This is a genomic window from Pseudomonas sp. G(2018), assembly GCF_005502415.1.
In the GTDB taxonomy this organism is placed as follows: domain Bacteria; phylum Pseudomonadota; class Gammaproteobacteria; order Pseudomonadales; family Pseudomonadaceae; genus Aquipseudomonas.
The window spans coordinates 31,916-48,672 of sequence record NZ_SCOO01000021.1; the positions used below are offsets into that span (position 1 = coordinate 31,916).

The window sequence follows — 16,757 nt, forward strand, 5'->3', positions numbered from 1 at the left end:
TCATGTTAAGTAGAACTGCCTCGGATTTGTATTGGATGTCGCGTTACCTGGAGCGGGCGGAAAACCTCGCACGGATGCTCGACATCAGTTATTCGCTGTCACTGATGCCGCAGGATGGTCGTGGCAACGGCTTGCACGAACTGGCCATGCCGCTGTTGATTACCGGCACCCTGGATGATTACCTCGAACGCCACGGCGAGTTGCATGCCGAACGGCTGCTGCATTTTTTCGCCCTGGATGCGGCGAATCCGGCGAGCATCTACAGCTGCCTGGGTGCGGCGCGTGCCAGTGCCCACGCGGTGCGTGGGCGAATCACCGCCGACATGTGGGAAAACATCAACGCGACCTGGCTGGAAATTCGCGGAATTGCCGAACAGGGCCTGAGTCGCTACGGCATGAGCCGTTTCTGTGAGTGGATCAAGGAGCGTTCCCACCTGTTCCGGGGCGCGTCCTACGGCACCATCATGCGCAACGATGCGTTCCGCTTCATTCGCCTGGGGACGTTCATTGAACGCGCTGACAACACCTTGCGCCTGCTCGATGCCCGTTACGAAATGGCCGGCGATCAGGCCGAAGCGGTCAGCGACGGCACGGCCCACGCGTATTACCAGTGGAGTGCCTTGCTGCGGGCCCTGTCGTCGTTCGAGGCCTATACCGAAATCTACCGTGACGCTCCCGGCGCCCGGCATGTGGCCGAGTTGCTGTTGTTGCGGGCCGACGTGCCGCGCTCGTTGCGCGCCTGCACCGAAGAAATCGACCAGATCCTTGCCCAGTTGCCGGGGGCCAATGGCCGACCGGCGCAACGCCTGGCGGCGGAAATGGACGCGCGCCTGCGCTACACCGGCATCACCGAAATCCTCGACGAAGGCCTGCACGCCTGGTTGACCGAGTTCATCCCGCTGGTGCGCCAGTTGGGCAACGCGATTCACAGTTCCTACCTGGAGGCTGCATGAGACTTTCCATTAGCCACGAGACCACCTATCACTACGAAGATCAGGTGCGGGCGAGCATCCAGTATCTGCGACTGACCCCCCACGACAGCGAGCGGCAGCACGTGCTCAGCTGGCAGCTCGACTTGCCGCGCCCGGTGCGTGCGCAACTCGATCCGTTCGGCAACATCCTGCATGTGCTGACCATGGACGAGCCTCACGAGGCGATCATCATCGGTGCCCGTGGCCAGGTCGACATCGACGAACTGCGCGAAGCCGAACACGAGAGTCAGTCGGCGTTGCCGTTCCTGCGTTTCACCCGCCTGACTGAAGCTGACGCGGCATTGCGCGCATTTGCCGAGAAGGAATGCAAGCAACGCCGCGATCGCACCGCGCTGATTGACCTGATGCATGGCCTGAACCAGCACATGACCTATACGCCGGGCGCTACCGAAGTGGACACCAGCGCCGCCAAGGCCTTTGCCGGGCGGTCGGGCGTGTGCCAGGACCACACCCATGCCTTTCTCGCCTGTACCCGCAGCCTGGGCATTCCGGCGCGGTATGTGTCGGGTTATCTGTACAGCGAAGATTGTGAACATCTGGCCAGCCACGCCTGGGCCGAAGCCTGGCTCGATGACGCCTGGTACAGCTTCGACGTGACCAACGAACTGGCCCGCCCCGAGCGCCATTTGAAACTGGCGGTGGGCCTGGATTACCTGGATGCCTGCCCGGTGCGCGGCATGCGTCGAGGCGGCGGGTGTGAGCAGATGCATGCCAAGGTGTTCGTGTCGCCCACGCCTGCGCCGGTGATCTGCGTGCAACAACAATAACAAGTTCACCACAAAACCCTGTGGGAGCGGGCTTGCCCGCGATTGCGGACTATCTGTCACTGCATGGGTGATCGTGATATCGCTTTCGCGGGCAAGCCCGCTCCCACAGAGACTTTCAGTGAACACAAAATCTGATTCATGCGCCGTACAAGTGTGGAAGCGGGCTTGCTCGCGAAGAGGCCAATCCCGGTAATACAAGTTCAGGGTTTAACCTTGCGCCCCACCATATGCTTCAAATACCCCACCAGCATCCCCAGGTCCTCATCCGGCAACACCTCGGCCGAAAAGCCCGGCATTTTCGCCTGGGGCCATTGGCGCAAACTCTGCGGATCACGGATGTAGCGCTTGAGGAAGTCCGCACCGAAGTACTCGGTTGGGTTGTACGGAATATTCAGGTCCGGCCCGAACTGCGAGTCCCCGGCACCGTTCAATCGATGGCACGCCAGGCAGTTTTTCTGAAACAGCGCAAAGCCCTTGTTGACCGGGTCGTCTGCCTTCAACGCGGGATCAGGCAGCAGGGTAGGGAAGCGCTCGGCCACCGGCGCAAGGCGCTTGATGCTGGCCAGTTCGAACGGCCATTGTTCCGGGCTGATATTGCCTGCCCGCGGGTCGGTCCAGACCAGGTAAAACGGCCCGGCGCTGTGTTTGCCTTCTGACAACGGCGGCCATGGTTTCGCCGGATCTTCGATGGCCAGCCAGGCTCGCGCGCCCTGGGTATTGAGTAGCGGTCCCGCCGACAATTCCGCGGCAAATCCATCGGACGCAACAGCTTGCAAATGATCGTCAGGTTTAACGTCCGTCAACAACGCCGCCAAAGGAACAGCGCGGTAGCTCATGTCCCGTTTGTAGGAAACATCATTGGGGATGTTGATGGTCAGGACTTGAGGGTGCTTGAGCAACTCCTCGGTCTGCCAGGTGCGACTGTACTCGCCCAGCTCCAGATTCAGCTGTGCGGCATGCAGAGGCGTGCCGAGCAGCAACGCCCCAAGCAGGATAAACGTTTTCAAAATGATCGCCGTCCATGTCGTGGAAGTGCCACAAAGGTTGGCACAGCCACGCTGGCCCGGGTAGCGAGCCAGTCACATTTTTATCGTGGCGATATAAAACTCTGGTGCCGTATTTTTTGAATAACGACTAGCCGATCACCTTGGTCAGGTTGGGCAAAATCAATAACAATGTCGTGGCAAAGAGAATGAGACCTGCTTGGCGAACTTTCGATTGTTTGAACATGGCTGACCGCCTTTTTTTTGTTATTTCCTGGTGCCTGCCTGCATATATCCATGACGGCAAACGTTGCACTTCCTGTAGGACAAGTGCCTCGGCAAAACCCGACGACAACTTCGTATAACTTCACCTTAGAGGCCGCGTCACGCTTGTTTTAGATCCATTTAGTATGGAGTTCTCACTCGATGCTATTAAAAAGGTATGAGGCCTATTGCCAGCTTCTTGGGCGGCCTTTTGCTAGACACCTGCGTCTCTTTAACCGGTTCATCCAGTCATGGATGACCGTCCGTCTGAGCGTGACCGTCAATGCCAGTGAGCGCTGCGGTCATTGAATCCATTGGTCGCCGGGCCAAGAGTGTGAGCTGTGTTTTTCACTAACTGCACTGCGGTTCGAGGACGTCATGACCCAAGCTTTGATTTTCGACGCGTTACGCACGCCCCGTGGCAAAGGCAAGGCCGATGGCGCCTTGCACAGCGTCAAACCGGTAAATCTGGCAGCAGGCTTGCTCAGGGCGCTGCAGCAGCGGACCGCCCTCGACACCAGTCAGGTCGATGACGTGGTACTCGGTTGCGTGACGCCTATCGGCGATCAAGGCTCCGACATCGCAAAGACCGCAACCCAGGTGGCGGACTGGGACGTCAGCGTCGCTGGGGTGCAGATCAATCGATTCTGCGCTTCAGGGCTGGAAGCGGTGAACCTGGGGGCGATGAAAGTCCGTTCCGGTTTCGAAGACCTGGTGGTGGTCGGCGGCGTCGAGTCCATGTCGCGCGTACCCATGGGTAGCGATGGCGGAGCCTGGGCACTGGACCCGGAAACCAATCTGCACAGCCACTTCACCCCGCAAGGCGTGAGCGCCGATTTGATTGCCACGCTCGAAGGCTTCAGCCGCCAGGACGTCGATGCTTACGCGCTGCACTCGCAACAGAAAGCCGCGCGGGCGCGGGCCGATGGCTCATTCAGCAAGTCGCTGGTGCCGGTACAGGACCAGAACGGCATCATCCTGCTCGATCACGATGAATTCATCCGTGCCGAATCGACCATGGAAGGCCTGGGCAAGCTCAAGCCGAGTTTCGAAATGATCGGGCAGATGGGGTTCGATGCCACCGCGCTGCGCGTCTACAGCCAGGTCGAGCGCATCAACCATGTCCACACCCCGGGCAACAGTTCCGGGATCGTCGACGGCGCGGCGCTGATGCTGATCGGCTCCGAAGCCAAGGGTCTGGCGCTGGGCTTGCAGCCACGGGCGCGGATCGTTGCCACGGCGGTGACCAGTACCGATCCGACCATCATGCTCACCGGCCCCGCACCGGCCACCCGCAAGGCGCTGGCCAGGGCCGGGCTGCGAATTGAAGACATCGACTTGTTCGAGGTCAACGAAGCGTTTGCCTCGGTGGTGTTGAAGTTCATCAAGGACATGGCCATCGACCCGGACAAGGTCAATGTCAACGGCGGTTCCATTGCCATGGGCCATCCGCTGGGCGCCACCGGTTGCGCGATTCTCGGCACCTTGCTCGATGAGCTGGAAGCCCGGCGTCTTCGCTATGGCCTCGCGACCCTGTGTGTCGGTGGTGGCATGGGCATTGCCACCATCATCGAACGCCTCTGAGCCCCGAATTCAAGGAAACCTTCCATGACCCAAGCCATTCGTTACGAAAAAGGCCAGGACCAGATTGTCGTCCTGACCATCGACATGCCGGGCCAGAGCGCCAACACCATGAACGCGGTGTACCGCGAAGCCATGGCTGGCTGCGTGGCCCGCCTGGTGGCCGACAAGGACGGCATTGCCGGTGTCATCATCACCTCGGCGAAAAAAACCTTCTTCGCCGGCGGTGACCTCAATGAGCTGATCAAGGTCGGCAAACCCGAAGCCAAAGCCTTTTACGACATGGTGCTGACCCTCAAGGGGCAATTGCGCACTCTGGAAACCCTAGGGAAACCGGTGGTCGCGGCGATCAACGGCGCGGCGCTGGGCGGTGGCTGGGAAATCTGCCTGGCCTGCCATCACCGCGTGGCGCTGGACAACCCGTCGGTGCAACTGGGCTTGCCGGAGGTGACCCTCGGCCTGTCGCCCGGCGGTGGCGGGGTGGTGCGCATGGTACGGATGCTCGGGCTGGAAAAAGCCCTGCCGTATCTGCTCGAAGGTAAAAAAGTACGGCCGCAGCAAGCGTTGCAAGCGGGTTTGATCGATGAACTGGCGGCGGATCACGACGAATTGCTGGCCAAGGCGCGAGCCTGGATCATCGCCAACCCGAGGGCGGTGCAGCGTTGGGACGTGAAGGGTTACCAGATCCCCGGTGGTACGCCGTCAAACCCGAAAGTCGCACAGATGCTGGCTATTGCACCGTCGATCCTGCGCAGCAAAACCCAGGGCTGCATGCCAGCGCCGGAAAAAATCCTCTGCGCCGCCGTGGAAGGTGCGCAAGTGGATTTCGACACGGCACACCTGATTGAAACCCGCTACTTCACCGAGCTGACCACCGGTCAGGTTTCGAAGAACCTGATCGGCACGTTCTGGTTCCAGTTCAACGAAATCAATGCCGGCGGCTCGCGGCCGCAGGGTTTTGCTCCCTGCGTCACCAGGAAAGTCGGCGTGCTGGGTGCCGGGATGATGGGGGCGGGCATTGCGTTTGTCAGCGCGTCGGCAGGCATCGAGGTGGTACTCAAGGACGTCAATCTCGCCGCTGCCGAGAAGGGCAAGGCGCACTCGGCGGCGTTGCTGGACAAGAAGGTGGCGCGCGGGCAGATGAGCGTCGAGCAACGCGAAGCCGTTCTGGCGCGCATTCATGCCACTGAAAGCGATGCCGAGCTGGCCGGTTGCGATCTGATCATCGAAGCCGTGTTTGAAGATCGTGAGTTGAAAGCCAAGGTCTCCTTGGCCGCACAAAAAATCGTCGGTGCCGACGCGGTGATCGCCTCCAACACCTCGACTCTGCCGATCAGCGGCCTGGCCACGGCGGTACCGGATCAGAGCAAGTTTATCGGCCTGCATTTCTTCAGCCCTGTGGACAAAATGCCGCTGGTGGAAATCATCAAGGGCACCAACACCAGCGACGAAACCCTGGCTCGCGGCTTCGATTTCGTTCTGCAAATCAAGAAAACGCCGATCGTGGTCAACGACAGCCGTGGTTTCTTTACTTCGCGGGTGTTCGGCACGTTTACCAACGAAGGCATTGCGATGCTGGGCGAAGGCGTGAGTGCGCCGATGATCGAGACCGAGGCACGCAAGGCCGGCATGCCCATCGGACCGTTGGCGATTTCCGATGAAGTCTCCCTCAGCCTCATGAGCCATATCCGCCAGCAAACCGCCAAAGACCTACAGGCGGAAGGCAAACCGCTGACCGAGCATCCGGCCTTTGCCGTGATCGACTTGCTGCTCAATGAATACAAGCGTCCGGGCAAGGCCGCGGGCGGTGGTTTCTACGAGTACCCGGCGGGGGGCCAGAAGCACCTGTGGCCGGAGCTGAAAAACCGCTTTGAAAAGGCCGACGGGCAAATTTCGCCCAAGGACGTGCGCGATCGCCTGCTGTTCGTGCAAGCCATTGAAACCGTGCGCTGCGTGGAGGAGGGTGTGCTGACCTCGACGGCGGACGCCAACGTCGGCTCGATTTTCGGCATCGGTTTCGCGGCCTGGACCGGCGGTGCGCTGCAGTTCATCAATCAGTACGGGGTCAAAGACTTCGTCGCCCGTGCCCAGTACCTGGCGGGTCAATACGGCGAGCGCTTCGCGCCACCGGCACTGCTGCTGGAAAAAGCCGCCAAAGGGGAGGCATTTTAGGGGGCGGTGACACATCGCGGGGCTTGCCTTGTTACGGTGTTTCAAGGCAGGCTCTGGGGTGTGCATTATTCCCATCACGCGTCAGGTATTTTTTATGTCGTTACGCATCTGCATTCTCGAAACCGACATCCTGCGTCCGGAACTGGTCGACCAATATCAGGGTTACGGGCAGATGTTCAAACACCTGTTTTCGCAGCAGCCCATTGCCGCCGAGTTCACTGTGTACAACGTGATGCAGGGCGAGTACCCCAGTGATGACCTGACCTTTGACGCCTACCTCGTCACCGGCAGCAAGGCCGATTCCTTCGGCACCGACCCGTGGATCCAGACGCTCAAGGACTATCTGCTGACCCGCTATGAGCGTGGCGACAAGCTGTTGGGCGTGTGTTTCGGCCATCAGTTGCTGGCGCTGTTGCTGGGCGGCAAGAGCGAACGGGCGACCCAGGGTTGGGGCGTCGGCACCCACAATTACAAACTCGCCGCCAAGGCGCCGTGGATGAACCCGGTGCGCGAAGAGTTGACCCTGTTGATCAGCCATCAGGACCAGGTGACGTCATTGCCGGAAAACGCCACGGTGATCGCCTCCAGCGATTTCTGTCCGTTTGCCGCTTATCACATCAATGATCAGGTGTTGTGCTTCCAGGGGCATCCGGAATTCATTCATGACTACTCCCGGGCCTTGCTGGAGATTCGTCAGCAAGCGCTGGGCGAGCAGGTGTATACGAAAGGCGTCGCGAGCCTGGAAAATGAACATCACGGCAGCACGGTTGCCGAGTGGATGATGCGGTTTGTGGCGCACAAGCCTGAAGCCGTTTGAAGCCGTTTGAAGCCGTTTGAAGCCGTTTGAAGCCTGTAGGAGCGAGCTCTGCTCGCGATGGTGGTGAACGATAACGCGTGAAACCAGATGCCCAGCGGCGCCTTGGGTTTTTCGCGAGCATGCTCGCTCCTACAACCACCCCGACTTTTTGAAGCTCGCCCACAAACTCACACATCCCACCGTAATAAACCCCAGTACGCCAAAATATCCGTAATGCCAGGTCAGTTCGGGCATGTTCTGGAAGTTCATCCCGTAAATCCCCGCTACCGCTGTCGGGAACGCCAGGATCGCCGCCCACGCGGCGAATTTGCGCTGCACCACGCTCTGGCGTGACGCCTCCAGCAACACGCCGACCTCGATGGTCTGGCTGGCGATATCGGCCAGGGTCGTCAGATCTTCCATTTGCCGGGTGACATGAATCTGCACATCGCGGAAATACGGGCGCATGTTCTTGTCGATGAACGGAAAGCTCAGCTTTTGCAGTTCTTCGCCGATTTCCACCATCGGCGCTGCAAATCGACGCAAGCGCAATACATCACGGCGCAGGCTGTGAAGTTTCTGTATGTCACGCTCATTCAGCGAGCCGCACATGACGTTACGTTCCAGCTCATCGATCTCGGCATGGATCGCTTCGCCCATCGGCTGGTAGTTTTCGATCACAAAATCGAGGATGGCATAGAGGACGAAATCTTCCCCGTGCTCAAGCAGCAGTGGACGCGCCTCACAACGTTGTCGGACATAGGCGTAGGACGCCGAGTGACCGTTGCGTGCGGTAATGATGTAACCGTTACCGGCAAAGATATGGGTCTCGATAAACTTGAGTTTGCCTTCTTCCCGAATGGGGGAATACGTGACGATGAACAGTGCATCGCCGAAGGTTTCCAGTTTCGGTCGACTGTGTTTCTCAAGGGCGTCTTCGATGGCCAGTTCATGCAGGTTGAACTGGCGTTGCAAGTTGTACAGTTCCTCGGCACTCGGCTCTTCAAGGCCGATCCAGACAAAGTGCCCTGGCTTTGCAGCCCAGGCGGCGCCTTCGTCGAGGGTGATATTGGTGACTTTCTTACCAGCGCTGTAAACCGCAGCAGCAACAACTCTACCCATGATGGTGATTCACTTCTTGTTAGCAGGTGTTCATTGGTAATAATGGCAGGCGGTGTTCAGCTTATCCTTGTCTGCTGCCGGAGCGTCAGTGAAATCTGCCGGGTTCGCAGGTGTAAGCGCGCAGGCAAAAGAAAACCCGCACAGGGCGGGTTTCATTCAAGCGGCTTGCAGTTGCCGGTCCATCGAGTTGATGCATTCGCGCATCTGCTCGCGGCACTGGGCGATCAGCATGGGCATATCGTCCATGCTCAATCCGGCAGTAGGAATGGCCGGCAGCGAGCGAATCAGAATTTTCCCACTGCGCCAGCGGTTCAATCGCATGTGCTTGACGTAACTGCTGACGCACACCGGCACGATTGGAACTCCGGCTGCGATGGCCATCTGGAAGGCGCCTTTCTTGAACGGCAACAATTCTTCGCCCAGATTGCGCGTGCCTTCCGGGAAGACCCAGATCGAGGTGTCTTCGTTTTGCAGGGTGTGGGTGGTGGTCAACATCGATTGGCGTGCTTTCTGCGCATTGCCACGGTCGATCAGCACATTACCGGCCAGCCAGAACAACTGGCCGAACAACGGTACCCACTTAAGGCTCTTTTTACCGATGCACACGGTACGGCGGGGCACTACGTTGCCGAATACAAACAGGTCGTAGTTGGACTGGTGATTGGCGACGATCACGCAGCTCTCAGGCTTATCCATCAGCGGCCCGACGTCGGCCTTCACCCGCAAACGCAGAATGCACATCGCCGGCCATGCGTAGAGGCGGGCACATAGACGACTGTTGTCCGGATTGAACGGGCGGCACAGGCCGAGAATCACGCCCAGCACACCCGCGACAATAAAGTGCAGGCCCATCAATGACATACGTAAAGCAAACAGCATTTTCAGGCCCCACCGGGACAAAAGGTGGCGCAGTGTACGGATGTGCACTGTTTTCGGCAATTGCCGCTAAAGAAGCGGGAGATAGCCGATGTTTAAGTACATGTTTCCGACTGATGGGTCAGACGCGTTCTAGAGCGGTTGTAGGCTTTTCAGCACTGCGTGTACGAAAAAGCCCGACACGACGGTCGGGCTTGTCGTTGCTGCAGGTTGGGGCTTAACCCAAATGCTCCTGATCCTGGATGATTGCGTTATCCAGGGTTTCCAGCAGTTCCTTGCGTACTTTCAGCTTGGTGTTCTTGTGTGCGGTCATGTTGATCTTCTTCAACTGACGAGCCGCCGCCAGTGCTGCGCCCTGCAGCTCCTCGGCAGACACCACCGCGTCAAGGAAACCGGCATCCACTGCTGTCTGCGGATTGAACATCTCACCGTTGATCACCGAACGGTGGAACGCCGATTTGCGCAGGCGATCACGGGCCAGCTCGATACCGGCGTGGTGCATGGTCATGCCGATCTGTACTTCGTTCAGGCCGATGCTGAACGGGCCGTCGACACCGATGCGATAGTCGGCGGACAGCAGTAGAAACGCGCCCTTGGCCACGGCATGGCCAGGGCAAGCCACAATCACCGGGAACGGGTGCGACAACAGGCGGCGGGCCAGCGTCGAGCCGGAAGTGACCAGCGCCACGGCTTCTTTAGGGCCGGACGTCATCACCTTCAAATCGTAACCGCCCGAGAGAATGCCCGGCTGACCGGTAATGATCACCACCGCACGATCAGTCACCGCCTGATCCAGCGCAGCGTTGAAGGCAGCAATCACGTCCGGAGAAATGGCATTGACCTTGCCATTGTTCAGGGTCAGGGTCGCGATACCGTCTTCGAGATTGTAAGAAATCAACTCACTCATGACGCCATTCCTTTCAATAAAGTTGGGCTGAAGTTACTCACCGCCACAGGCCAGGTAAAGCGCTATGACTGACCCGCCAGTCACCCTTTCCCCGCCCGCCAAGCGTAGTCCGCCCCGTCAGCGGTGCATTGCCCTCTTTATAGACGCGCGCGCCACGCCAGAGATTGGCCGGTTTGCCATTGCCCCGACTGGCTTGAAACAGCTAATCGCGTTAAGCACATGAAAATTCTAAAAAAATGTTTGCCATCAGAAAAGCTTTCGACTACATTAGCGCGCCTCGACAGACAGAACATGTTTGAAGAGATACGGTGAAGTGTCCGAGTGGCTTAAGGAGCACGCCTGGAAAGTGTGTATACAGGAAACTGTATCGAGAGTTCGAATCTCTCCTTCACCGCCAAATTCGATGTAAACAAAACCCCTGGTTTCGAAAGAAGCCAGGGGTTTTGTGTTTTTATGGGGCTGATTTCTTAAAGCGTTGATATGCGGAACTTTGCCGGCATGTGACACGCGGCCTCACTTTCTGAACAACAAGGACCTCCCATGATCACAACCACGACCCACGCTATCGAAGGTCGACAAATCACCGCCTACCTGGACATTGTCAGCGCCGAGTCGGTACAGGGCATCAACGTCATCCGCGATATATTCGCCGGGATGCGGGATTTTTTCGGTGGGCGTTCTCAGACGCTGGAGCAAGCCTTGAGGGAGGCCCGTGTCCAGGCCACTGACGAGATCAAGGAGCGGGCGCGGGCACTTCAGGCAGATGCGGTGGTAGGGCTCGATTTCGAGATCAGCATGCCAGCCGGCAAAGGTGGAATGGTGGTGGTGTTTGTGACCGGAACGGCGGTCAAGCTGAGGTGATCGGGGCGGGGCCATTCGTCGGGCATCGGGTAATCTGAACTACAAGTCCAGTAATGACCGGCTAGTCTCAAAATCCTTGGTGGTCGATATTTTTTCGGCAATAGGGCTTGCCGGTGTCGACTCCGCTTTTGAAGAGGGGTGAAGAGATGACTGATCCGTACATCGAAGACGACGGAGCGGAATATCCGATCAACAATTACGTCAAGTGTGGACAGACTGCATACGTAGCCAGCTTCGGCGAAGACCAGACCGAGGTCGACAAGATCAAGACCAGGGCCTGCCGAGTGCTGAAAGGGAAATTTCTCCCCAAGGTGACGGCTCCGGTCAGGAAGTAATCAACCAGCAAGCGAACCCCGTCATTGAGCGGGGTTTTTTGTGCCCTGATTTTAATACCTGAAGATTTTGTGAACGAATTTTAACCTGGCTGGTTTTTCACAAAGTTTTCACAAGGTCCTACGTAGGCTCAACTCATCCGTTAGAAAGCAACACCCTGCCCGTTCCCCAGCGGGCTTTTTTTTGCCTGTCATAAAACCTTTTCCAAAATTGCTGTCCAACCGTCGCCAACTCCGAGGTTGAGTGCGCGCATGTCTGGACTTTGTCTCCTCTAAAGCTTTCAATCTCGACCCTTTGATTTTCATCCCTATTTTTGAGGTTTTCGTCATGCGTTTCACACTGCCTGCTTTGGTTCTGGGTCTTCTGGTCGCTCAAGGTGCAATGGCTGGCGACGGCACTGCCGCCCTCGGTGGCGGTTTGGGTGGTGCGCTAGGTAATGTCGTCGGCCAAAGCATGGGCGGCAGCACCGGGGCAGCGATTGGCGCGGGTGTAGCAGGCGCGGCGGGCAGTGCTGTTGCTGCCAAGAAAGGCCACCGTACCAGCGCTGCGATCGGCGGTGGCGTGGGCGCCGCTGGCGGTTCGCTGATCGGTAATAGCCTGGGCGGCAAGACCGGCTCCACCATTGGCGCAGGCTTGGGCGGCGCATTGGGCGGCGGCGTGGGCAGCAACCTGGCCAAAGGTCACAAGCGCCACTGATCCTGAGCGATCCATTGAAAGAGCCTGGTTCGATCAACCTGTCGGCCGGTTAAAGGAAATGCCCGTATCGCAAAATATGGGCATTTTTTTATGCGCGATTTTCAGGATCCGGGGCAGATTGCACTTTCAGGCAGTCCGATTACGGAGCCTTTTTTGTTTTGCGTCATTCTTGACACTGTCCGGTCAGCTTCTCTAGGATGCTGCTCATGCGCCGATTTAAACAGCTACTTGCGGGGCGCCAGGTGACTCACTCAGTTGCCGATAGAAGCTTGAAACAGGCTTCGAAATACCGCTAAAGCGCTGGTTCGGTGTTGCCTCTCACCTGCCATGCAGACTTTTGAGGCAGAGACACGACACGATGAATGCACTAAACCCCGTTGTACGTCCCGCGCCGATCACGGCACATCTAAACCAGCGCAATCCAAAAATCCTGCTTGGCGGTCAACATCAGCCGACGCTCTTGCGCTACCTCGATGGCTGGCCGCGTCGCACCGGTGGGCCGGCAGCGTTCCTGATCCAGTTTGTCGAAGACGGTGAATCCCTGGCTCGATTTGCCAGCGACAGCTTTGATCTGGCGGTGATTCAGTCGCCCAGCGCTGAAGATGCCCACGAAGTCATCAAGCAATTGACCCGTGTCGCCCGACAAGGACTGATTACCCGTCGCTGAGGCTCAGCGCGCTGCGGCTTATAAATACTCGATCGCCACGATGTACACGCACTGCTCACCGGTCGGTGTCTGGACCCGGACTTCGGCGTCCAGCGCCTTGCCGATCAGGGCGCGGGCCAGCGGCGAGTCGATGCTGATCAGGCCCTGTTTCAAATCCAGCTCATCCGGCCCGACGATGCGATAACGCGATTCTTTGCCATCTTCGTCTTCGATGGTGACCCAGGCGCCGAAATAGACTTTGTTCGGATCGCTGGGTTTCTCACTGACGACCTTGAGCGCCTCCAGGCGTTTGGTGAGAAAACGCACGCGGCTGTCGATCTCGCGCAGCATCTTTTTGCCGTAGGTGTACTCAGCGTTTTCCGAACGATCGCCCTGTGCCGCGGCTTCGCTGACAGATTGCGTCACTTGCGGTCGCCGCACGTGCCAGAGTTCATGAAACTCGGCACGCATCCGCGCTTCACCTTCGGGGGTGATCAGCGCGGTGCCGGCGGTGCGGGGAGGGCGATAACGACTCATGGCGATTTCTTTGAGAGTGAGCGGCTGAGTTTATCAACCCTCACGCAGGACTGTCAGGGGGCTGGCGTTCAAGGCGCGGCGGGTGCCGAACACACCGGCGCCGCCGATCAGCACAGCACCGATCAGCGGCAGTACCAGCAACCATGGATGCGGATGCCAAGGCAGATCGAACGCATAGCGGTACAGCACCAGGCTCACGACTTCCGAACCCAGCGCGGCCAGCAAGCCGCTGACAGCGCCGAGCAAGCCGAACTCGATCCGCCGCGCCTTGACCAGCAGTTGCCGCTCCGAGCCCAGCGCCCGCAGCAGCGCACCCTGGCGAATACGCTCATCCAGGGTCGCCTGCAAGCCGGAAAACAACACGGCCATTCCCGCGGCCAACACAAACAACAGCACGTACTCCACTGCCAGGGTGACTTGGGCGAGGATGCTGCGCAACTGCGCCAGCAGCGCTTCGACTTGCAGGATGGTGACTGCCGGAAAACTGCGGGACAGGTCGACGATCTGCTGATCATGACCCGCCGCCAGATAGAAGCTGGTCAGGTAGGTCGCCGGCAGATCCTTCAAGGTGCCCGGCTGGAAGATCATGAAGAAGTTCGGCTGGAAGTTGTCCCAGTTGATCTCCCGCAGGCTGGTGACCTTCGCCTCGCGATTGACCCCGCCGACGGTAAAGACCATGTGATCACCGAGCTTGAGCTTCAGGCTTTCGGCGACCTTGCCTTCCACGGACACGCCGGGAATTTCATCCGGTGGTTGCTCGGGCCACCAGTCGCCTGCGGTTATCTTATTGCCCGCCGGCAGGTCTGCCGCCCAGGTCAGGCTCAGGTCGCGCTGGATTGCCCGATCGCCGGCCGAATCCTTGCTGACGATTTGCTGCACCGGTTCACCATTGATGCTGATCAGTCGTCCCGGCACGACCGGGTACAACGGTGCCGATTGCGCCGACACCGAGATCAGGCGATCGGTGAACGCCTGCTTGTCCGCTGGCAGGATGTTCAGGGCGAAATAGTTGGGGGCGTTTTTCGGCAGCTGGTTTTGCCAGGTGTCGAGCAGCTCGCCCCGTAGCAATGCAATCAACGCCATCGACAGCAGGATCAGGCCGAACGCCAGGGCTTGCCCGGCGGCTGCCAGTGGGTGACGGAGCAATTGGCCAAGGCCGAGGCGCCACGGCAACGAGGCCCGGGCGAGCATGCGCCGCAGGCTTTTCAACAGCAGCAATAGCAAACCCCCTAGTACCAGCGCAGCAATCACGCCGCCGCCGAGTAGGGCGAAGGTCAGTACCAGGTCCAGGCTTAAACGCCACATGATCAAGCCGAGGGCACCCAGCGCTGCGCCGTAAACCATCCAGGTGCTGGACGCAATAGGTAGCAGGTCGCGACGCAACACGCGCAACGGTGGCACCCGACCCAGCGCCGCCAACGGCGGCAAGGCAAACCCCGCCAATGCCACCAGCCCGGTGCCGATTCCGGCGATGGCCGGGAGCAGGCCGCCAGGTGGTACATCGGTCGGCAGCAAGTCATGCAGCAAGGCAAACAGCCCCAGCTGTGCCAGCCAGCCGATGACAGCGCCGCTGATGCTGGCAAGCAGGCCGAGCACAGTCAGCTGCAAACCGAACAGCACCATGGTTTCCCGGCGCGACAATCCCAGGCAACGCAACAGTGCGCTGGCGTCGAATCGGCGCATGGCGAAACGCGTCGCCGACAGCGCCACTGCCACGCCGGCCAGCAACACCGCCACCAGACTGGCCATATTCAGATAACGTTCAGCCTTGCCCAGAGCCCCACCAATCTGCCGGTTGCCATCCCGGGCATCCTGGATGCGCTGATTGGCCGCGAGGCCGGGTTTGATCAGTTGGCGATAGGTTTCCAGTGCTTCGGGTTTGCCACGCCAAAGCTCGCGGTAACTGACCCGGCTGCCGGGTTGCACCACGCCTGTGGCGGCGAGGTCGTCGAGGTTGATCAATACCCGTGGCGTCAGGCTGTAGAAGTTGCCGGCACGGTCGGGTTCGTAGGTCAGTACTCGCGCCAGCGTCAGGTTTTTCATACCGACATCGATGCTGTCGCCGATCTTCAGGTCCAGCGCGGTCAAAAGCCGCGCTTCGACCCAGGCTTCACCGGGCTTCGGACCGCCGCCGGACTCTTGCGGGGCGAAAGGGGCAGGGGCGCTTTTCAGTTCGCCGCGCAGCGGGTAGACATCATCGGCAGCCTTGATGCTGGACAGCTGGATGCCACTGTCAGTGGCGATGACGCTGGAGAACTCCACCACCTGCGCGTGTTCCAGACCCAGCTCGGTGCCGCTTTTTATCTGTTCGGGTCGCGCCGGCGAGCTGCCTTCGAGCAGCAGGTCCGCACCGAGGAATTCGGTGGCACGCAGCATCATCGCGCCGTTCAGGCGGGCGCCGAAGTAACCGATGGCAGTGCTCGCCGCCACCGCCACCACCAGGGCGAAGAACAACACGCGCAACTCGCCGGCACGGGCGTCGCGCAGCAACTGGCGGATGGCGAGACTGAAGAGGCGCAGCAGCGGCAGATGGGCCATCAAGCCTCCAGAGGGGCGACCAGCAGGCCGGCTTCAAGGCGGATCAGGCGCCGGCAGCGATGTGCCAGGCGTTCGTCGTGAGTCACCAGCACCAGGGTCGTGCCGCGCTCCTTGTTGAGTTCGAACAACAGGTCGCTGATGCGCTCGCCGGTGTGGCTGTCGAGGTTACCGGTAGGTTCATCGGCGAACAGCACGTCGGGTTCGGCGGCAAACGCCCGGGCAATCGCCACGCGCTGCTGTTCACCGCCGGAGAGCTGGCGTGGCGAATGGGTCAGGCGCTTGCCCAGGCCGACCCGTTGCAACAGCTCGGTGGCGCGGTCGCGGGCATCTTTTCGGCCATCGAGTTCCAGCGGCAGCATGACGTTTTCCAGGGCGTTGAGGCTGTCGAGCAACTGGAAGGACTGAAACACAAAACCCACATGTTCTGCGCGGATCCGCGCGCGCTGGTCTTCGTCGAGATTGCTCAAGCCTTGCCCGGCGAGGGTGACTTCACCGCTGCTCGGCAGGTCGAGGCCGGCGAGCAGCCCCAGCAGGGTGGATTTGCCGGAACCGGACGCGCCGACGATGGCCAGGCTATCGCCCTTGTTCAGTTCCAGGCTGAGTTGGTGCAGGATGGTCAGTTCACCTTCCGCGCTGGGAACCACTTTGCTAAGGTTCTTCGCGGTGAGAATGCTTGCGCCCATGGA

The 16,757-nt window shown here is 59.5% G+C and carries 15 protein-coding genes, 1 tRNA gene and 1 pseudogene; 10 read left to right on the forward strand and 7 right to left on the reverse strand.

Translation table 11 applies throughout. The features are described 5' to 3' along the window. The first annotated feature begins 2 nt into the window (after positions 1–2). A complete protein-coding gene (locus FFS64_RS19390; protein ID WP_077044641.1) occupies positions 3–953 on the forward strand; it encodes an alpha-E domain-containing protein in 951 nt (316 codons plus the stop codon). Further along, entirely contained in the window at positions 950–1,759 is an 810-nt protein-coding gene (locus FFS64_RS19395) for a transglutaminase family protein (protein WP_137806747.1), read from the forward strand. Before FFS64_RS19390 ends, FFS64_RS19395 begins: the two co-directional genes overlap by 4 nt. Before the next feature lie 200 nt (positions 1,760–1,959). On the opposite strand, the pseudogene FFS64_RS19400 reads toward FFS64_RS19395, so the two are convergent. Further along, a pseudogene (locus FFS64_RS19400) lies at positions 1,960–2,782 on the reverse strand (cytochrome c). Positions 2,783–3,384: 602 nt separating this feature from the next. Here FFS64_RS19400 and FFS64_RS19405 point away from each other — a divergent pair. The 3 genes from FFS64_RS19405 (at position 3,385) to FFS64_RS19415 (ending at position 7,576) form a co-directional block, all read left to right on the forward strand. Further along, positions 3,385–4,590 (forward strand): acetyl-CoA C-acetyltransferase, encoded by a 1,206-nt coding sequence (locus FFS64_RS19405; RefSeq protein WP_137806749.1) that lies wholly within the window; start codon positions 3,385–3,387, stop codon positions 4,588–4,590. Positions 4,591–4,614: 24 nt separating this feature from the next. Further along, positions 4,615–6,759 (forward strand): 3-hydroxyacyl-CoA dehydrogenase NAD-binding domain-containing protein, encoded by a 2,145-nt coding sequence (locus FFS64_RS19410; RefSeq protein ID WP_137806750.1) that lies wholly within the window; start codon positions 4,615–4,617, stop codon positions 6,757–6,759. A 94-nt stretch (positions 6,760–6,853) separates the two neighbouring features. Beyond that, positions 6,854–7,576: an amidotransferase gene (locus tag FFS64_RS19415; RefSeq protein ID WP_137806751.1), complete on the forward strand. Its 723-nt coding sequence runs from the start codon at positions 6,854–6,856 to the stop codon at positions 7,574–7,576. Between the two features lie 129 nt (positions 7,577–7,705). Here FFS64_RS19415 and FFS64_RS19420 read toward each other — a convergent pair whose 3' ends face one another. The 3 genes from FFS64_RS19420 to FFS64_RS19430 form a co-directional block, all read right to left on the reverse strand. Then, positions 7,706–8,677 (reverse strand): magnesium and cobalt transport protein CorA, encoded by a 972-nt coding sequence (locus FFS64_RS19420; RefSeq protein WP_095196799.1) that lies wholly within the window; start codon positions 8,675–8,677, stop codon positions 7,706–7,708. A gap of 156 nt (positions 8,678–8,833) precedes the next feature. Beyond that, positions 8,834–9,556 (reverse strand): 1-acyl-sn-glycerol-3-phosphate acyltransferase, encoded by a 723-nt coding sequence (locus tag FFS64_RS19425; protein WP_137806752.1) that lies wholly within the window; start codon positions 9,554–9,556, stop codon positions 8,834–8,836. A 214-nt stretch (positions 9,557–9,770) separates the two neighbouring features. Further along, positions 9,771–10,460, reverse strand: coding sequence for a crotonase/enoyl-CoA hydratase family protein (locus FFS64_RS19430; RefSeq protein ID WP_137806753.1), 690 nt, complete (start codon positions 10,458–10,460; stop codon positions 9,771–9,773). A gap of 307 nt (positions 10,461–10,767) precedes the next feature. Between FFS64_RS19430 and FFS64_RS19435 the strand changes: the two genes are divergently transcribed. The 5 genes from FFS64_RS19435 to FFS64_RS19455 all read left to right on the forward strand — a co-directional run bounded on the left by FFS64_RS19435 (position 10,768) and on the right by FFS64_RS19455 (position 13,017). After that, positions 10,768–10,857: transfer RNA gene (locus FFS64_RS19435), tRNA-Ser, on the forward strand. A 143-nt stretch (positions 10,858–11,000) separates the two neighbouring features. Then, on the forward strand, positions 11,001–11,321 hold the full coding sequence (locus tag FFS64_RS19440; protein WP_137806754.1) for a YbjQ family protein: 321 nt from the start codon (positions 11,001–11,003) through the stop codon (positions 11,319–11,321). 146 nt (positions 11,322–11,467) lie between these two features. After that, the gene (locus tag FFS64_RS19445; RefSeq protein ID WP_137806755.1) at positions 11,468–11,656 is read left to right on the forward strand and encodes a hypothetical protein; all 189 of its coding nucleotides are present in this window, start codon (positions 11,468–11,470) and stop codon (positions 11,654–11,656) included. Positions 11,657–11,981: 325 nt separating this feature from the next. Beyond that, positions 11,982–12,350 (forward strand): bacteriocin, encoded by a 369-nt coding sequence (locus FFS64_RS19450; RefSeq protein ID WP_137806756.1) that lies wholly within the window; start codon positions 11,982–11,984, stop codon positions 12,348–12,350. Between the two features lie 358 nt (positions 12,351–12,708). Then, the gene (locus FFS64_RS19455; RefSeq protein ID WP_137806757.1) at positions 12,709–13,017 is read left to right on the forward strand and encodes a class I SAM-dependent methyltransferase; all 309 of its coding nucleotides are present in this window, start codon (positions 12,709–12,711) and stop codon (positions 13,015–13,017) included. 18 nt (positions 13,018–13,035) lie between these two features. On the opposite strand, the gene greB is transcribed toward FFS64_RS19455, so the two are convergent. From greB to FFS64_RS19470, 3 genes are read right to left on the reverse strand one after another with little or no spacing between them, the layout of a single operon-like run. Further along, on the reverse strand, positions 13,036–13,533 hold the full coding sequence (greB, locus tag FFS64_RS19460) for a transcription elongation factor GreB (RefSeq protein WP_095196793.1): 498 nt from the start codon (positions 13,531–13,533) through the stop codon (positions 13,036–13,038). Between the two features lie 33 nt (positions 13,534–13,566). After that, positions 13,567–16,071: an ABC transporter permease gene (locus tag FFS64_RS19465; protein WP_137806758.1), complete on the reverse strand. Its 2,505-nt coding sequence runs from the start codon at positions 16,069–16,071 to the stop codon at positions 13,567–13,569. Beyond that, positions 16,071–16,754 (reverse strand): ABC transporter ATP-binding protein, encoded by a 684-nt coding sequence (locus tag FFS64_RS19470; protein WP_095196791.1) that lies wholly within the window; start codon positions 16,752–16,754, stop codon positions 16,071–16,073. Before FFS64_RS19470 ends, FFS64_RS19465 begins: the two co-directional genes overlap by 1 nt. Positions 16,755–16,757: the final 3 nt, after the last annotated feature.